We start from the raw sequence: 18,313 nt of genomic DNA on the forward strand, positions 1-18,313 counted from the left end.
GCACATGACTGAACCGAAGGCGATAACCACCTACTCCCTGTTTGGAGAGAATACGGAGTTGGCGGATCTTCTGCATATTGAGAGCATTGAGGCGCGGTCCTCGCTCCATGATTGGTCGCTGACGCCCCATCGTCATGCGCGGTTGCATCAGATTTTAACCCTGACACAAGGCGCAGGACTGGCCACGATTGACGGTATCGAGCTAGATCTTCATCCCCCGTGCATGATCAATGTACCCCGTGGCGCCGTGCATGGGTTTCGGTTTAATAGCAATACTACAGGATGGGTGCTGACACTGACATCCGATCTTATGGATCAAGTGCTTGAGGATAACCTCGATATTCTGACACCCCTGGATCGCGCGGCGGTCACACCCCTGCGGGATGACTTGCTACAGCTAGTCACTGCGATCCGCGACGCCTATGAGGCAGATGGTTTTGCGCGCACACCGATCCTGCGTGGACTTGTCGGCGCGGTCACCGGCACGGTTGCGCAATGCATCGGTGCGCAGCAGTCTCGCGAGTCCAACCCGAAGGCTCATCAACTGTTCGCCCGGTTCGAAACGCTGGTGAACCGGGATTTCCGTGCCCGGCGGCAGGTCAGCGACTACGCGCGTGAACTTGCCGTTTCGACAACGCACCTCAACCGGATCAGCCATCAGGCAACCGGGCAATCCGCCTCACAGCTGATCAACGAGCGGATGTTACGTGAGGCGCGCCGCCTACTGATTTATACGACATTGAGTGCCGCGCAGATCGCCTATGAGCTTGGCTATGCTGACCCCGCCCATTTCAGCCGTGTGTTTGCGCGGGGCACCGGGCTACCGCCACGACGGTTTCGTCGGCATGTCACCGCAGGCGGGTTGCCACCTGAATAAACCGCCGCTGTCTCGGCAGATGATCAAAAATAAACCGCCCCGGATTGCTCACGAGGCGGTTTTGATTGGTTTTGACCAGATGGTTGGCGCTTACTCTTCCGGGCCCAGTTTCGACAGACCTTTCAGAATGTCGATAGCATAAGCCAGCTGGTAATCCTCTTCGCGGCGCTCCGCTGCGGCCTCGGCCTTGGCGCGGTCTTCCTCAATCTGACGGATCTCATCCTCGGAAAGGCTATCGTTGTTCAGACGCCCCCGCAGATCTGCCTCAGACCGGGTCCGGCGGGCGGCGGAGGTATTGTCCTCTTCCTCCTCCGCATTTGGATCCCGGCGGGGCTGTTCCACAACGATGTCGGGGGATACCCCAAGCGCCTGGATCGAACGGCCCGATGGGGTGTAGTAGCGCGCCGTGGTCAGACGCATTGCGCCCTCTCCCTTGAGCGGCATCACTGTCTGCACGGAGCCTTTACCGAAGGATTTGGTACCGACCACAATGGCACGGCGGTGATCTTGCAGCGCACCCGCGACAATCTCAGATGCCGAAGCCGACCCGCCATTGATCAGGACCACGATGGGTTTGCCGTCAACAAGATCGCCTGGCGTTGCGTTGAACCGTTCACCGTCCTCAGGATTACGCCCACGGGTAGAGACGATTTCACCGCTGTCGAGGAAGCTGTCCGCCACTTTGATCGCCTGTGTCAGCAGACCACCGGGGTTATTGCGCAGATCCAGTACGATACCGTTGACATTGTCCATGCCACCGGCCTCTTCCAGCTGCTTTTTCAGGCCCGCCTCAAGGTTCGGCGTGGTCTGGTCATTGAAGGTGGTCAGGCGCAGAACAACTGTTTCATCTTCGGTCCGGGCGCGTACCGCCGTCAGCTTGATTGTGTCGCGAATGATAGACACATCAAAGGGCTCCGCCTCGCCTTCGCGCACAACGGTGATGACAATCTCGGAGCCAACCGGCCCACGCATTAGATCCACCGCCTCGTCCAGCGCCAGTCCCAGAACGCTTTCGCCATCCACATGAGTGATGAAGTCGCCGGATTCCATCCCGGCCTCATCCGCCGGGGTGCCATCAATGGGCGAGACCACTTTGACGAAGCCTTCTTCCTGCGTGACCTCAATACCGAGACCACCAAATTCACCACGGGTCTGCACCCGCATATTGGCGGCATCATCCGGGGAGAGGTAGCTGGAATGCGGATCCAGCGAGGCGAGCATGCCACCAATGGCGGCTTCAATCAGCTCGGTCTCATCGACGTCTTCGACATATTGTACGCGGATGCGTTCAAAAATGTCGCCGAAGAGGTCCAGCTGCTCATAAACGCTGGCCTCCCGGCTGCCTTCCTGTGCCAAAAGCGGCTCAGCTACATAGGTGGTGGCAAGTATCCCTGCCAGCGTGCCGCCCACTGCGGCCATCGCGAATTTTCTCATGAACTAATTTCCATCCTTGTCGGTGCGGAACCAGGTTTCGGGGTCCACCGGACTGTTGTCCATTCTCACTTCTATATAGAGCGTTTCTGTGCGGTCAGTTCCAGCCCCTTCACCGCTTAGTGACAAAATGGCGCCGATTTCCGGGTTTTTTCCCCCCATCAGGCCAATTGGGGTTCCTCCGGGGATGACCTCCCCCATGGTTCCGTAAACTTCGGCCAGTCCCGACAGCACAAAAAGCGTCTCGGGCTGCGGTTCGAGGATGACGACATTGCCAAGATCCAGCAGTGGCCCCTGATAGCGGATCGTGGCGGCGGTAGGCGACACCACAAGCGCGCGCGGACGTGCCGCGATCAACCAACCGGGACGGGCGATGCCTGCGGCGTCTTTTTCACCATAGCCGCGAAGGACCAGTCCTTCGACGGGGATCGGAAGCGTGCCGCGCAAGGCGCTGACATCAGCATCGGTTGTTGCGATCTCCCCCTCCGCGATTTCAGCCAGCCCGCTGGCAAACCCGCTGAGCGTCTCCGTCGAGGATATCAGAATGGCAGTTCGCACAGGATCCTGGATGAAGCGACGTGGCAGATCGGTGCGGTCGGCGATGGCGGCAGACAGTTGTACACGGGCCTCTTGTACACCGTTCAGACCCTCCTGCAGGGTGTTGGCCGCGCTTTGCTGCAACAGGCGCAGCGTCTGGACCTCCTCCAGATCGCGACGCAGCGCAGTTGCCCGCGATTGCAGCGCCGGTGTCACCTCTGCCAGTGTCATAGCTGAACGCGCCGCGCCGAGCGGACCCGAGGGATGTAGCATCAGCACAGGGGGCGGCGAGGTTTCGATCGTCTGCAAGACACCAAGCAAATCCGCCACGTCATCCTCGCGCGCCTTCAACTGAGCGGCCAACTGCCCTTCGCGCTGCGCCACACGGCGCAGACCATCGCGCATAGCGGCCAGCCCTGCCTCATAAGCGCGAACGGTTTCTGTCAAGGCCGCCACCCGATCACGGGCGCTTTCCGCGTCTTGCAGCGCCAAAGTCGCCGCCTCAAGCTGGTTGGCCGCCTTCTGTGCGGCAGTCGCGGGATCCTCTGCTGCTTCTATTCCCCCTGCCAATACTGACAAACCCAGCGCAAGGGCACAGACCTGCAAGCCATGTCGGGCAACATCAGACCAAAGGATGCCGAATGCTGAACTCATGCCAGCAGGCTTTCCCCGGTCATTTCATCCGGTTTCGGCAGGTCCATCAACTGCAACAGCGTTGGTGCCAGATCTGCGAGGCGACCGTCACGCAGCTGTGTCCCTTCGAGTCCACCAACCAGCGCAACCGGCACCAGATTGGTGGTATGCGCTGTATGTGGCCCACCGGTTTCCGGGTCCACCATCACCTCGCAATTGCCATGATCGGCTGTGACCAGCATCACGCCACCTGCGGACTTCAACGCGGCGACGACTTTGGCCAGCCCCTGATCTACCGCTTCGCAGGCCTTGATTGCGGCGTTGAGATCGCCGGTATGACCAACCATATCCGGGTTCGCGTAGTTGGTGACAATCAGGTCATAACCCGCCTCGATCGCCTCGACGAACCGCTCGGTCACCTCAGGCGCTGACATTTCCGGTTGCAGATCATAAGTCGCAACCTTGGGCGATTTCGGCATGGCGCGGTCTTCGCCCTCCTCCGGGTCTTCTTTGCCGCCATTGAGGAAGAAGGTCACATGCGGATATTTCTCTGTCTCGGCGAGGCGGAACTGACGCTTGCCCTGTTTCGCCACCCAGGCACCCAATGTGTTGACGATGGCGCGTTTGGGAAACACCGTCTGCATGTATTCGTTATGACCTTCGGAATACTCCACCATGCCAAGCAAGGCCGAGAGATCAGGGCGCGCGCCGGTGTCGAAAGCGTCAAAGTCTGGCTCACCAATGGCGCGCAGAATTTCGCGGGCGCGGTCAGCGCGGAAATTCAGGCAGAAAATGCCATCCCCGGCCTTTACGCCGTCATACCCATCAATCACCGTGGCCTTGATAAATTCATCCAGCTCATCGCGCGCATAGCTGGAACTGATCGCGTCCGCGGCGGTCTCCGCCTCATACTGCCCGCGACCATGGATCATGGCGTCATAGGCCTGACTGACACGTTCCCAGCGATTGTCGCGATCCATAGTGTAGTAGCGCCCGGTGACGGTGGCGATACGCGCGCCCTCCGCGAGATCACCTTGCAGGGCGGTGACGAAGTCCAGAGCAGATTTCGGGGCGACATCGCGCCCATCGGTCATCGCATGCAGCCAGACAGGCACGCCCGCATCCCGGACCGCCTTTACCGCGGCAAGGATATGGGTGACATGGCCATGGACACCGCCATCTGAGACCAGCCCCATGAGATGTGCCGCACCGCAGGTTTCCTTCAACCGGGCGATAAAGGCTTGCAGGGCGTCATTGTCGAAGAATGTGCCATCCTCAATCGCCAGATCAATCTGCCCCAGATCCATCGCCACCACGCGACCTGCGCCGATATTGGTGTGGCCCACCTCTGAGTTCCCCATTTGCCCGCTTGGCAGACCGACATCCGGCCCATGGGTGATCAACCGCGCCATTGGGCAGGTCTTTGCAATCTCGTCGAGCGTTGGTGTCTCAGCCAGATAGGGCGCATTCGCGGTTCCCGGCTCAGCATTCCCCCAACCATCAAGGATACACAGAACAACAGGTTTGGGCGTCGACATGGTTTCAGGCTCCGGCTCTGAGTGGCGTTACTGCCTTCTACAGATTTGCCGGGGGTTGGGAAACCGCCGATCGGTCTGGAGGGGCTATCCGCGCGCCCCTCCGTTCTGGGGCGAGGTCCTCAGACCGGCTGCGCCGCCGATGTGCGATACTGGCGTTCAATGTCCAAGAGCCGCTGTTTGCGCCACAGTCCCCCACCGTATCCGGTCAGCGACCCATCCGCACCAATCACCCGGTGGCAAGGCACCACCAGGGCGATCTGATTGGCGCCATTGGCGCGGGCCACAGCACGGGTGGCATCGGGTCGGCCAATGGTGCGCGCAATCTCCGAATAACTGCGGGTGATGCCGGGTGGGATTTGCCGCAGGGCATCCCAGACCTGCTGCATGAAGGCTGTGCCATGATAGGCCAAAGGGGTCTCAAACTGTGCCGAGCGCCCAGCAAAAAACGCGTCAAGTTCTGCCCGGATCTGCTCGCTCGGCGGTGTGGGACCGATGCCAAGGTCGCCTTTCACCGCGCGTTGCAGCTTGTCCAATTCGCCCTTTAGCGCCTTACGTTCCACAAATTCCAGCAGGTGCAGTTCTGTCTTGCTGGCAACGGCAATCATGTCACCAAGCGGTGTCGCAATCCAATCCGCTAGCAACAGGCCTTCACCGGTCAGGCTACCCGGCGCACGTCCCAACAAGCGGGCAAATGCGGCGCGAAACGCACTAGGAGAGTCAAATTGCGCGTCCAGCTGCGCCTCGATCACCTTGCCGCCGTCCGACAACACAGTGAAACCTTCGCGCAGTCGGCGCTGGCGGGCCATCTCCAGAAAAGTCATGCCGAACTGCCGCTTGAAACTGCGCCGCACCGTGGAGAGATCAAATCCCATGCGGGTAATGTCCCCCTCCCCCCAGCGATAGTCCGGACGTTGATCCAGAGCCGCCAAAAGGGTGGCCACCGCCGGATCCGCCTCTGCCATCGGGCGCAGGGGGTGGCACCGTTTGCAGGCGCGAAACCCTGCTTCGATACATTCGCCTACACTACCGAAAAACTGGCAGTTCTCGCGTTTGGGTTTGCGTGCCGGGCAGGTCAGACGACAAAAGATGCCGGTGGTGGCGACGCAGACATAAGCCTGTCCGTCATACCGGTCATCGCGATTGAGCAGCGCCTGATACAGCGCCTCATGGTCAGGAAGATCAAACAACATATGCCTTGTTTAGCATATGGCCGTGAGCCTGCCGCCGATAATCAGGCGTGGATTATGCGGCGGCAGTTTTTTTGGTTTAGCAGCCTCTGGCATGCGCCCCAATCAGTCCAGCGCGACGCGACACCAGACGGCATCGTGATCGGACAGCGGACGGCCATTTTCATCGACTGAAGACACCAGACGGTTTTCCGTCGAGCACATGCCACGGGTGCAGAACCAATCCAGTTTCATCTGCCTATCCGGATGCGGCGTGATAAGGCTTGGCCGGGTGGTGACACCATCCGGTGTCGCCGACCAGTCATAGCCATGCGCGCGCGCCAGATCGAACAGCGTTTCACGTTGCCAGTCGAAATCAGGCGGCAAATGGTTGCCGGTGTTGAGATCACCGCCGATCAGCACCGGCATATCCGGCGCAAACGCATCGATCGCATGCAGCAGACGGTCGAATTGCGCATGGCGGTGGTCAGCGTCAGCATTGCTTTCCAGATGAGTGGAGACAGCGCAAATCGGCCCCGCCTCAGTCGGCAGGACCGCCGCGATAGCCATCCGCCCGCCAAGACGCGGCTGTTCCGGATCTGCGGGCACCTCATCCGAGGAAAACCAGTGGCCGTGGTCATCCAACCGGATCAGGGTGACACGCTCTGGCGGAACGGCCGAGAGTATGGCGTTCCCGTGCCAGCCAAACAGGTTGAAATCATCCGTGCAGAAGGCCTGCTCGGTCGGGCCACCCAGATCCAGCTCATGGAACTCAACCCCAAAGACGTAAGCCATGTCCAGTGCTTTCGCCATGGCCTCGGTGGTGTGGCGCTGACCGGTGCGGGCCATGCCATGATCCACCTCCGACAGCAGGACGACCTGCGGGGCGAGAGGTTGAATATGACGGGCCGTATCCTCCGGGAACAGGCAGCGCTCGACGTTCCAGGCAACAACAGAAACCGAAGCGGTCAAGACCTCCAGAGAAGCCTGACCGCCGGATTGCAAGGCCGACATTGCCGGCACCTCAGCCATCAGCGACCGGTGCGCCTCCGCATTGCGCGGTGCCGCCTTGATCCGCGCCTGCAGATCGGATGAAACCGACGGCAGACTGTTCAGCACCGCTGTCATCGTCGCTGGCCGCTTTCCGCATCAAACAGGCAGATCGCTGCCGGGTCGACCGAGATCTGATGGGTGCCGGGCTCAACCGGGATATCCTTCAGCACATGGATGGTGAAGGGCTGCCCACCCAGTTTGCCATGCAGAAGACGGTGTGCGCCGAGTTCTTCGATCAGTTCGACATCAATGGAGACACCGCCTTCGCTGACCAGCTGTACATCTTCCGGGCGGATCCCCAGCTTAACCGCGCCCTCTGCGGAGGTCTTAAGCGCGCCCATAGCAACGCCATCTGGCAAGGTGACCTGCCCACCAGCAATGCTGGCATCAATCAGGTTCATCGGCGGTGCGCCCATGAATGACGCCACAAAGACGGACGCCGGGTTGTGATAAATCTCCGAAGGGCTGCCGATCTGTTCGATACGGCCACCGTTCAGCACGATGATGCGATCCGCCATGGTCATCGCTTCGACCTGATCGTGGGTCACGTAGATAGAAGTGACCCCCAACCGGCGCTGCAATGCCTTGATCTCAATCCGCATCTGGTTGCGCAGCTTGGCATCAAGGTTCGACAAAGGTTCGTCGAACAGAAACAACGCCGGGTCACGCACGATGGCACGGCCCATAGCAACCCGCTGGCGCTGACCACCGGACAACTGAGACGGTTTGCGCTCCAGATACTCTTCGAGGTTCAGCATCTTGGCGGCCTCGGCCACCTTGCGCTCGATCTCATCCGCAGGGGTTTTGCGGTTCTTCAGACCGTAGGCGATATTCTTGCGCACGGTCATATGCGGATAAAGCGCGTAGTTCTGGAACACCATCGCGATATCGCGATCTGCGGGATCCACGTTATTCACCACCCGGTCGCCGATCTCCAGCGAGCCTTCGGTTATGTCCTCCAGACCGGCGATCATGCGCAGCAGGGTGGATTTGCCACAACCCGACGGGCCGACCAGGACGACGAATTCGCCGTCCTCGATCTTGAAGCTGGAAGAGGTAACGGCCTCAACCCCGTTGGGGTAGACCTTGCGTACAGAATTCAGGGTAACCTGAGCCATTGTGTGAAGTCCTTACTTGTCGGATTCCGTCAGGCCCTTGACGAACCAGCTTTGGAAGAAAATGACGACTGCCACCGGGGGCAGGATGGCAATCACTGCCAGAAGATTTGCACGACCGAATTCCGGCACATTGGTGCCTTCCAGGGTCTGGGTGATCTGTTTGATCCCCCGTACCAGCGTATACATGTCCTCTTCGGTCGTGATCATCGTGGGCCAGAGATACTGGTTCCAGCCAAAGACAAACATGATGATGAACATCGCTGCGATCATGGTTTTGGACAGCGGCACGAGAATATCGATGAAGAACTTCACCGGCCCTGCCCCGTCGATGCGGGCGGCCTCAACAAGTTCTTCGGGGATCGACCGAAAATACTGCCGGAAGAAAAATGTCGCCGTGGCCGATGCGATCAGCGGGATGATCAGGCCCTGATAGGTGTTCAGCATACCAAGCTTCTGCACAACCTCATAGGATGGCAGAATACGCACCTCCAACGGCAGCAGCAGCGTGGTGAAGATCACCCAGAATGCCAGCGAGGCGAACCGCAGGCGGAAGTAGACGATAGCATAGGCCGCCATCATCGCGATCACGATTTTGCCAAGCGCAAAGCCGATGCCCAGCACGAAAGAGTTGAACAGCATCCGGCTCCCGGTATTCGCTCCGGAGAATCCAGACGCCTCAAACATCGCCTTCTCGAAATTCTCATCGAACTGATCGCCGATTTTCAGCTGCGGGCCGTATTTGATTATGTCCACGTCCGGTACCGTGGTGGTCAGTACCACCATGATCAGCGGCACCAACATGAACAGTGAGCCGAGGATCAGCACAGTGTGGTCGCCGATCGCCCCCCAGTTGATGGAGCGGCGTGGCGTTTGGACGGGTGTTTGGTCAGCCATGTCAGCCCCCTCAGGTATAGTGGATGCGGCGGTCGATCAGCCGGAACTGAAAGATCGTAAGCGCCAGAACAAGGACCATCAGAATAACAGACTGCGCCGACGAACCACCCAGATCGTTGCCACGGAACCCATCCACGTAGACCTTGTAAACTAGGGTCATCGGGTTGTTCCCCGGCTCACCTTTCACAAGGGTGTCGACGATGCCGAAGGTGTCGAACAGCGCATAGGTGATATTGATGATCAGCAGGAAGAAGCCAGTCGGCGCCAGCAGCGGAAAGGTGACATCCCAGAACCGACCTGTGGCTGAGCGATTGTCGATCAGGGCCGCTTCGCGCACGGAACGCGGGATCGACTGAAGACCGGACAGGAAGAAGATGAAGTTGACCGGAATCTGTTTCCAGACCGAAACCAAGACCATGGCGGCGGCAGTGTCATTGAAATTCACACCCAGCACAAAATCCCAGCCAAAGACGCCAGCAAGGCGTGTCAGTGGCCCCCAGCTCTGGTCGAACATGATCAACCCGATAAAGCCCGCAACCGGAGGGGCCACCGCGTAGACCCACATCAGAAGCGTCCGGTAGGTGCGGGCACCGCGCAGAACATTGTCCGCCTTCACCGCCAGCAGCAGTGCAATCGCCAGCGAGAAGAAGGTTACCAGCACCGTAAAGACGAGCGTGAAAATCGCGACACGGCGATATTCGGAATTGCCCAGAAGATCAGTGTAGTTATCCAACCCTACGAAGGTTGAGCCAAACCCAAACGGATCCTGAAGGTAGAAGGACGACTGGATTGCATGCCAGGCGGGCCAATAGAAGAAAATAGCGATAATGACGAGCTGCGGCATAAGCAACAGGATCGGCATCCACTTGGTCGAGAATCCGGCGCGTTTCACGGTATGCCTCTTCGTTGGAATGCGTGACGGCCGCAGGGACTGCGGCCGTCACAAGTAAGGGGAAGCCCCGCGATTAGCCTTGGGTCTTGGCGAAACGGGCCAGCAGGTTGTTGGCTTCGGCTTCGATGGCGTTGAACGCGTCTTCAACCGATGTTTCACCCGTCAGGATGCGGCCGTATTCACGGTTCATCACGTCGCGGATCTGCACGTAGAAACCCATGCGATAGCCTTTGGTGTTGTCACCACCGGGCAGCGAGAGCTGCTGGATACCAACCTCGGCAGCAGGTGCGCGGTCATAATGGCCGTCCGCTTTTGCCATTTCATAGGCGGCTTCGGTGATCGGCACATATCCGGTTTCTTTGTGCCAGAAATACTGCACCTCAGAAGAGGTCAGGAAGTCGAAGAACGCAGCGGTTGCCTTGTTTTCTTCGGCATCATGACCAGCCATTGCAAACAGGGACGCGCCGCCAATGAAGGTCTGCGTCGGCTCTTTGGTCACACCTTCCCAGTAGGGCAGCATGGTTGCGGAGAAATCAAACGGCAGGTCTTTCTTGCTCAGACCACCAAAGGAGCCGGAAGACCCCAGCCACATGGCAACCTTGCCTTCCTCAAACGGCGTCTGGTTGTCGCCCCAGCCTGTGCCGAACCATTCGAAATGGCCCTTTTCCTGCCAGTCGGTCACAGCGGTGAAATGCGCCTTGATCGCGTCATTGTTCACCAGAATCTGAGTGTCGACGCTGTCGTAACCATTGTTGTTGGTTGCAAACGGCAGGTTATGGCGCGAATGGAAGTTCTCGGTGAAGATCCAGGGCAGGTGCGATTGCGACAGGGCGGTATACCCGGCCTCTTTCAGCGCAGGCGCGGTCACAGTCTGGAATTCTTCCCAGGTTTTGGGTGCGGTAACCCCGGCTTTTTCCAGCGCCTGGATATTGTAGTACATGATGGGCGTGGAGGAGTTGAACGGCATGCCGATCATCTTGCCATCGCTGTCGGCGTAGAAATAACGCACACCAGCGATATAGTCGTTGATGTCGAAATCAACGCCATTATCGGCCAAAAGATCCTGCACCGGAATGGTCGCGCCCTTCGCGCCAATCACGGTCGCGGCGCCGGCGTCAAACACCTGCATCACATTGGGTTGCTCACCCGCGCGGAAGGCGGCGATGCCCGCAGTCAGCGTCTCTTCATAGGTGCCCTTGAAAACCGGGGTGATCTTATACTCATCCTGGCTCGCGTTGAAGTCGGATGCGATCTGGTTGACGGTATCACCCAGCGCACCACCCATAGCGTGCCACCAGGTGATTTCAGTTTCGGCATATGCAGCATTGGCGGCGAATGCCAGCGTGGCAGCGGTTGTGAACGCAATACGTTTCATCTTCTGTCTCCGGTCCTCCGTCGCCCCTTTAAGAGCGAGCGGTTCCAATTGAACCACGGCGACCGGTTCAGGCCGCCGCGGTATTATTAATTGGCCTCCCCTTAGGCCAGTGAGCTCTGCTGCAGCAGCGCTTGAAGCGCTTTTGTCTCAGGAACGAGTCCGTTGCACCAGACCTGCACACGTGTTCATATAGGGGCGGTATGTAACGGTTGTGTCAAGGGTTTCGGTGTTTAGCGAAAAAAACATCCCGCCCGAAAGGGACGACAGATGAAACGACAAGGCCCAGCAGCTGGTAGGCGGCTGTCGCGCGTGACAGCAGCGGATGTCGCTGAAATCGCAGGTGTTTCGCGTTCGGCAGTGTCACGCGCCTTCACCGAGGGCGCCTATCTTGATCAGGAAAAGCGCGAACGCATCCTGTTGGCCGCCCATGAGCTGGGGTATCAACCCAATGCACTGGCAGCCACATTGCAGGGCGCACGCTCCAATCTGGTCGCGGTCTTTGCCGGTGAGATGCGGAACGAATACGACAAGGAGGCGACCTCAGCGCTGATTGCCGGTCTGAACGCCGCAGGTAAATGGCCTGTGGTGATAGCCGGCAGTGGCGACCATGCCCGTGATGCCGTCACTCAGGTGTTGCGCTACCCGCTGGACGCGATGATTCTGCGCAGCGGCAGCCTCGCCACCGAGATTGTCGATCTCTGCAGCAAGCTGCATATCCCCGTCATTGCCTCTGGCCGGATTATCGACTCTGAACGGGTCGACAACATATGTCTACGCAATCACCAAGCGGCAATGTTGGCAGCAGATATATTTGCGCAGCGGACACGGCAGCGCGTCGCTCTAGTAGGGGGACCGGACGACTTCGGCGCGACCGCTGAGCGTCGGAATGGGCTGCTCGACGGCCTGGCGAGGCATCGGCTCATCCTTGCCGGAGAAATCAAAGGAAACTACACCACCGAAAGCGGATATTTCGCCACGCAGAGATTGTTGGAACAGGCCCACTTCGACGGGATATTCTGTGCCAATGATGCCATGGCCATCGGCGCACTCGGGGCGCTCAAGGACGCAGGGCGTGTTGTATCACAGGATATCTCGGTCGTCGGTTTTGACGATATCGAGATGGCCCGCTGGCCAACCATCCGGCTGACCACATTGCGAAACCCGATTGGTGACATGGTCGCTGCGGTATTGCGCTGTCTGGATCGGCGCCTCGACCACCCTCAGGCGCAGGAAGAGACCGTGCTGCTGGATGCAGAGGTCATCCTGCGTGACACTCACTGACCTCCAAGTCCTGTTTATAATCTGTCTTACCCGTGCCTTGACGAGCGCTTACAGGGCGGCGGTGCGGATATACATGCGATTTGAGTCGCGTCGGATCTGCACAAATGATGGGTAAGAGCGTTTGCCTATCAGGGCTTGAGTGCGCTCAACCAGCCCGCAAAGGCAGCCAGGCTCCAGACACATTAAATTACAGCCAGAACAGGACGGTAGCTGCGAGAGCGATGGCCGAGAGGAAGACCTTCGGGCACCTGTCATAGCGAGTGGCTACACGGCGCCCGCCCTTCAGGCGTCCGAACATAATCTCGATCCTGTTACGGGGTTCGTAGCGGCGCTTGTCGTATCGGACAGGTTTGTCGCGCGATTTTCGACCCGGAATACAGGGTTTTATTCCCTTGTCTGTAAGGGCTTCGCGGAACCAATCGGCATCATAGCCGCGATCACTCAGTAGCCAATCAGCCGATGGAAGGCTATTCACCAAAGCTCTGGCCCCCATGTAATCGCTGACCTGCCCTGCGGATATGAAGAAGCGTATCGGGCGTCCGAGACTATCGGCAACGGCATGCAACTTCGTATTCATGCCCCCCTTGCTGCGTCCGATCAGCCTGCCATGCCCCCCCTTTTTCAACCGCAGGCTGGAGGCCGTGCGGTGCGCTTTGAGGTAGGTTACGTCGACCATGAGGGTCTTGTGATCGGTTCCCTCCGCAGCGAACCCGGTCATGATCCGAGCGAACACACCCATATCGCTCCACCGCTTCCATCGGTTGTAGAGGGTTTTTGGTGATCCATATTCGCGAGGCACATCAGACCAACGCAACCCATTGCGATTAATGAAGATAATTCCGCTCAAAACACGTCGATCATCAACTCTCGGCTTGCCATGTCTCTTCGGAAAGTAAGGCTGAAGGCGCGCCATCTGTTCGTCAGTCAGCCAGAATAGATTGCTCGTGATATACCCCTGAAACTCAGGGGCTTGAAACACGCAGCCGAGATGGCGGCAACCAAACTAGTGGGTCCAGAATTTAGCCTCGCGCGCCTCTACTAATCTGGAGTAGTTCAGTGATGAGAGATTTCTGATCGGTGACACGCCTTGGCTTCCGTTCACCAACCTTGTCAGGGATCTTTGTATCGAACGGGGGTTTGTCCCAAAGACTGGACAGGTTGCGTATCTTCGGGACGAATTCTTTACGTTTGTGCTGTTGGGCATGGGCGTCCTGATTTATCCCGAGAACGTTGTGCGCGCGCGCCGGGCTGGGCTCAGGGCCGTGCGCATCCGGGATGTGGGGAAAGTTGTCGATATTTCGGCAGTTTGGCTTAAGGAGACACGCAACCCGGCACTTCCAGGGTTTCTTGACCTGTTGCCTGGCCAGATTGCGTGATCCTCTTCTATCGCGCTTGTGTCTTTCACTGCGCGGGGATCGGTTTGGCCGGGATGTCGACCATCTTGCCGCGGGGGATCAGGCGGTCAGCGTCATACATGGGCAAGGTACAGGTTGTGGCATTTATCCCAATCTGCCTGGGGTAGTTCGACCGGGAAACTTCTGATCTGCATAGCGTCTCGTCAGTTACGGTGAACATTGGTGCGCTAACGTGCTTTTCTTCCCTCGGGTCAGGCGCTTCTTTTGTGTCCAGTCCAGACATCAGTTTGCGGACTGAACCGATCATTCCATCGAGATGCTGGAGACTGCCAGAGTGGATCTTGCAATCCTCTGGAAACTCGGCGACTGGGCGAACTACAAAAGCAAACGTCTCATGCCTTGCCCTGCAGTCCCAACGTCTAATCAAGCTATCGTCGGCCAAATTGAGAAAATGGAAATTGCAGATGCTATGCGCAGTCTTCCATTGCTTAGCGATAGCTCTGGTGACGCGGGCCGGCGCGCCTAGTATGATGCAGCTAGGCTACTTTATGAACCCAGTCGGTCAACCCTTACAACCCTGACTCTAGCAGCCGTCTTGCCATTGCGAAGAGGGAACTGGGGTTTAAGGATCACCGGAGTGTCCGCTCTCGCCCAGCCCCCCCTGATTGGTTCGCACATACAGAGAATGGTAGCAAGCCGCCCCAAGTGTTGGATTCAGGACCTTCAAACCTCAGGCACATTGCAGTTCTTGAAAACTAGAAGAACAGTCAAGTTGACCGAGGATAGCCCATTTAAATCGTCACATTCCGTAGAATCTACGATTTCACACGTCAAGATCTGCGTTCCAGGCCAGACAAGTTTCGCCTCACGCCAGACGGTATGTTCAAAGGAAAATGGCTGGGGTGGTAGGATTCGAACCTACGATCTTCAGTACCAAAAACTGTTGCCTTACCACTTGGCCACACCCCATCGGTGAGCGGCTGTCTAAAGGCAGATATCGGGAGGCGCAAGGGGGTTTTTGGAAAAAAATGCAGTTTTCACGCCTCCCTTTGATCCTGCAGATCACCCTCAGAAATCACCGCCCGAGATTTTAGTTTTTCGTGGTTCACCCGGTCTTTACAAGGATCGCGCCTGCGCGTTTTCCGGCCTCCACGGCCTGATGCGCCCTTGCTGTATCCACCAGGTTGAAAATAGCCGCGATAGGGGGCTGAAACGCGCCCTGCGCCGCGGCGGCATTGATACGCTCTATGGCATTGCGCCGGGCTTCTGCGGGCAACAGATAGACCAGCGCCATCTCCAATGTCACAGCTTTAAACATCAAGGGATAGAACGGTAGGCTGGGGGTCATGTCCCGTGCCGACCCATATGCGGTGATGCGTCCATTGGGGGCGATGACGGCCGTGTCGACCGCACAATTGTCACCAAATTCGACCTCAACAATGTGATCCACGGGACAGCCCCCGTTTGCCGCCAGGATCTGTTCAGCCAGATCGTCCTCAGCGTAACTCAGCACTGCATCAGCTCCGGCACGCTTGACCCGTTCGAAATCCGCTGACGAGCAGGTGGCAATCACCCGCGCGCCGCCCCATTTGGCCAGCTGCACCGCCAGCAGACCAACAGTACCAGCTCCACCCTGAACCAGTACTGTTTTGCCACCGACATCACCGCCAGAAAACACCGTATGGGCCGCAGTAAGCCCTGGAATGCCCAGAACTGCCCCCTGTTGCAGGGTCAGCCCTACAGGCAAAGGGACAGCTTGATCCGCAGGCAAGGTGATCGAACTGGCTGCGGTGCCACATGGACGCTGCCACTGACCGTTCCAGATCCAGACCTCTTCACCAATTCGGGCCGGATCAACACCCTCACCCACCTCGACGATCACGCCAGATCCGTCGCTATGCGGAACAATCACAGGATAGGGAAGTTCAGACACTCCGGCCCGGGCACCGGCTCTTGCCTTCACATCAGACGGGTTGACGCCGGAATAGGCCAATTCAACGCGCAGTTCGCCCCGCGCGGGCGCGATATCGGGCAGATCTTCCAATTGCAGCACAGTTTCCGCCGGTCCAAATGCCCGATATGTGATCGCTTTCATAATTTGGCCTTTCTCACCTGATGCGACCGACCGTCTGCTCCAACAGGATTTGGTGCCAGTCACCCTGCAAAAGAGCGAAGACGCGGCAGGCTTGCAAGCCCCCGCGTCTGCTTTGCGTGCATAGGTGTTGAATAATCACCTGGCTTTCATCGTGTTCAGGTTCATCGTGTTCAGGCCGGAACGCCTGCAGATCTCAATGCCTTGCTCCAGTCCTTGCCGAAGGGGGCATTGGGTGCAGCATGGTCTTTCTCGTAGCGGGCGATGTTGAATCCCGGCTGGACGTCCAGCAGGGATTTCACAACATCCCGCGCCTTGACCGTCAGCCCCATGGATTGCAGGGCAATGGCCTTCGTCCGCAACGTGGCCGGGAACGTCGGGTTGGCCTGTAGCGATCGATCCGCAAGGCTGACTGCGCGGTCATAGTTCTGCGCCCCAAGGTTGGCCGTTGCCGAAAGCGAATCGAAGTAATATCGCTGCGGCCCAAGCGGTGACAGCCGACGCGCGGCATCAGTCAGGCGGACGGCATCTTCCGGCTGGTTCTGATAGGCAAATGTTGTCCCTTTCAATAGCAAGGCCAGGGCCTCGTTCGGATTGTCCTTCAACGCAAGATCATAGGAATCCTGCGCGAGATCAAAGCGGAACATTAGATGGCTGGCTATCAATCCGCGTACAGTCAAGGCGAGAGAGAAGGAAGGATCCTGCGCAAGTGCCGCTGCAATCAACTGATTGGCCAGATGCGCATCCAACTGCCGATCCGTAGAGAACCCCTTCTGTACGCGCATCACATGCCACATGGCCATCCACGTCAGCGCAACCGGGTGCTGCACCTCACGCTCCAGCAATACAGCAAGAATTTCCTGCGCCTGATTGAACTGCGGCAACTGCATGTCCTGCATCAGTGCAATCGCCGCCATCAACAGCGTGTGACTGTCATGTTTGGACAAGGGGCGAAAGCCGACCAGCCGCACTGACTCCCCCACAACCGTCCATCCGATCTGCGCAGTCACATCCCTCAGCGCTCCACTACAACCGCTGGTCAGTAACGAGAGTGGTTCTGTGAACTCACGGGACCAGATGACCTGCTCACGCTCTGCATCATGCAGATCGACCTGTAGCCGATACGTCTGCCCGGTAACATTCACCGTTCCCGAGACCAGATAGTTGGCGCCCGCCATGGAGTAGACTTCGCTTGGCCGCACCTGATGCGGGTCAAACTGCCGCGAGGCCAAATAAGAAGTTACGCAAAAGGCGTGGCTGCGCGACAGATGGCGCGCCAATTCCTCAGAGAGCAATGCACCAAGTGGCGATTTCGCGTCTCCCGGCGCACGATGCACAAACGGCAGAACCGCAATCGGTGGCAGCAGGCTGTCAAGCACCGCACGGCTATAGTCCCGCAACATACCGGTGGCCGCCCGATTCCGCACATCGGCTCGCGTCAGCTCATTGCGTTGCTGTTCCAGCCAGACTGCAAATGTCGTTTCATGCGGAAGCTCGAACCCTTCCATGAAATCGCCTTTTCCCGGATCCGCGTCCACGTCGACCTTGGACAAATCCAGGACCACGCGCTCCCGATTTGCCGAGAGCAAACTCGCGCTATCTGGACCAAGATGTCGCCGAAGGGTCGAAAGCGCAGTCCGCAGGCTGGCCTTGGCCTGTTCTGGCTGGGCCAAACTCCAAAGTGTGCGCTCCAGAAAGGCCCGCGTGCGGACCCCGCCTTCTGCGGTAGACAAAAGTGCCAATAGTGCTTGGTGCTTTGAGCCGAGGAGAATACTCTCTCCATCGGGCAGAAAAACTCCAAAAGCGCCAAAGTGGCGAATTCTAAGTTTATTTTCCATATCCCAAACCCACTGTCTCTAGCAATGCAACCGGAACCAAAACCCCCTATCCCGACCAAATTGATTACCCACAAATTAACCATCCCACAGGAAACGATGAAAGTCACCAAAAATAATACAACCTAAAGTTTTTCAATAGTTTGAATAACGCACTTTTGTGGCAGTCTGAACTTATTTGGCGTTACCCTCACACTCCCAAAGTGAAGCTCCTAGTCGGTCTACGATATGGGTTA

The 18,313-nt window shown here is 58.1% G+C and carries 15 protein-coding genes and 1 tRNA gene; 3 read left to right on the forward strand and 13 right to left on the reverse strand.

All coding sequences use genetic code 11. The features are described from left to right. The first annotated feature begins 4 nt into the window (after window positions 1-4). Window positions 5-877: a helix-turn-helix domain-containing protein gene (locus GAL_RS15780; RefSeq protein ID WP_024098563.1), complete on the forward strand. Its 873-nt coding sequence runs from the start codon at window positions 5-7 to the stop codon at window positions 875-877. A gap of 90 nt (window positions 878-967) precedes the next feature. Here GAL_RS15780 and GAL_RS15785 read toward each other — a convergent pair whose 3' ends face one another. From GAL_RS15785 to GAL_RS15825, 9 genes are all read right to left on the reverse strand, one after another. Further along, window positions 968-2,311 (reverse strand): S41 family peptidase, encoded by a 1,344-nt coding sequence (locus GAL_RS15785; protein ID WP_024098564.1) that lies wholly within the window; start codon window positions 2,309-2,311, stop codon window positions 968-970. 3 nt (window positions 2,312-2,314) lie between these two features. Continuing rightward, window positions 2,315-3,499 (reverse strand): murein hydrolase activator EnvC family protein, encoded by a 1,185-nt coding sequence (locus GAL_RS15790; protein WP_024098565.1) that lies wholly within the window; start codon window positions 3,497-3,499, stop codon window positions 2,315-2,317. Next, the gene (gene gpmI, locus GAL_RS15795) at window positions 3,496-5,016 is read right to left on the reverse strand and encodes a 2,3-bisphosphoglycerate-independent phosphoglycerate mutase (RefSeq protein ID WP_024098566.1); all 1,521 of its coding nucleotides are present in this window, start codon (window positions 5,014-5,016) and stop codon (window positions 3,496-3,498) included. The genes GAL_RS15790 and gpmI overlap by 4 nt, the downstream gene beginning before the upstream one ends. 119 nt (window positions 5,017-5,135) lie before the next feature. Next, complete coding sequence (locus tag GAL_RS15800) at window positions 5,136-6,206, reverse strand: bifunctional transcriptional activator/DNA repair enzyme AdaA (protein ID WP_024098567.1); 1,071 nt, start codon at window positions 6,204-6,206, stop codon at window positions 5,136-5,138. Window positions 6,207-6,308: 102 nt separating this feature from the next. Next, window positions 6,309-7,310, reverse strand: a complete 1,002-nt coding sequence (locus tag GAL_RS15805) for an endonuclease/exonuclease/phosphatase family protein (RefSeq protein WP_024098568.1) — start codon at window positions 7,308-7,310, stop codon at window positions 6,309-6,311. After that, a complete protein-coding gene (locus GAL_RS15810) occupies window positions 7,307-8,353 on the reverse strand; it encodes an ABC transporter ATP-binding protein (RefSeq protein ID WP_024098569.1) in 1,047 nt (348 codons plus the stop codon). Before GAL_RS15810 ends, GAL_RS15805 begins: the two co-directional genes overlap by 4 nt. Window positions 8,354-8,365: 12 nt before the next feature. Continuing rightward, window positions 8,366-9,247, reverse strand: a complete 882-nt coding sequence (locus GAL_RS15815) for an ABC transporter permease subunit (protein ID WP_024098570.1) — start codon at window positions 9,245-9,247, stop codon at window positions 8,366-8,368. A gap of 10 nt (window positions 9,248-9,257) precedes the next feature. Next, complete coding sequence (locus tag GAL_RS15820) at window positions 9,258-10,139, reverse strand: ABC transporter permease subunit (RefSeq protein WP_024098571.1); 882 nt, start codon at window positions 10,137-10,139, stop codon at window positions 9,258-9,260. Between the two features lie 73 nt (window positions 10,140-10,212). Beyond that, window positions 10,213-11,514 carry an extracellular solute-binding protein gene (locus GAL_RS15825; RefSeq protein WP_024098572.1) on the reverse strand — a complete coding sequence of 434 codons (1,302 nt, stop codon included), beginning with the start codon at window positions 11,512-11,514 and terminating at the stop codon, window positions 10,213-10,215. A 267-nt stretch (window positions 11,515-11,781) separates the two neighbouring features. On the opposite strand from GAL_RS15825, the gene GAL_RS15830 reads away from it, so the two are divergent. Continuing rightward, window positions 11,782-12,795, forward strand: coding sequence for a LacI family DNA-binding transcriptional regulator (locus GAL_RS15830; protein ID WP_024098573.1), 1,014 nt, complete (start codon window positions 11,782-11,784; stop codon window positions 12,793-12,795). 187 nt (window positions 12,796-12,982) lie between these two features. Here the strand turns inward: GAL_RS15830 and GAL_RS22260 are convergent, their stop codons facing one another. Beyond that, on the reverse strand, window positions 12,983-13,744 hold the full coding sequence (locus tag GAL_RS22260; protein ID WP_276525141.1) for an IS5 family transposase: 762 nt from the start codon (window positions 13,742-13,744) through the stop codon (window positions 12,983-12,985). A gap of 124 nt (window positions 13,745-13,868) precedes the next feature. Between GAL_RS22260 and GAL_RS23005 the strand changes: the two genes are divergently transcribed. Continuing rightward, a complete protein-coding gene (locus GAL_RS23005) occupies window positions 13,869-14,171 on the forward strand; it encodes a LysR substrate-binding domain-containing protein (RefSeq protein WP_407674851.1) in 303 nt (100 codons plus the stop codon). An 873-nt stretch (window positions 14,172-15,044) separates the two neighbouring features. On the opposite strand, the gene GAL_RS15845 is transcribed toward GAL_RS23005, so the two are convergent. From GAL_RS15845 to GAL_RS15855, 3 genes are all read right to left on the reverse strand, one after another. Then, window positions 15,045-15,119, reverse strand: a tRNA-Gln gene (locus GAL_RS15845). Window positions 15,120-15,255: 136 nt separating this feature from the next. Then, entirely contained in the window at window positions 15,256-16,245 is a 990-nt protein-coding gene (locus GAL_RS15850) for an NADPH:quinone reductase (protein WP_024098575.1), read from the reverse strand. A gap of 170 nt (window positions 16,246-16,415) precedes the next feature. Further along, entirely contained in the window at window positions 16,416-18,080 is a 1,665-nt protein-coding gene (locus GAL_RS15855) for a transcriptional regulatory protein (RefSeq protein ID WP_024098576.1), read from the reverse strand. Window positions 18,081-18,313: the final 233 nt, after the last annotated feature.

The sequence above is a fragment of the Phaeobacter gallaeciensis DSM 26640 genome, from assembly GCF_000511385.1.
Taxonomy (GTDB): Bacteria; Pseudomonadota; Alphaproteobacteria; order Rhodobacterales; family Rhodobacteraceae; genus Phaeobacter; species Phaeobacter gallaeciensis.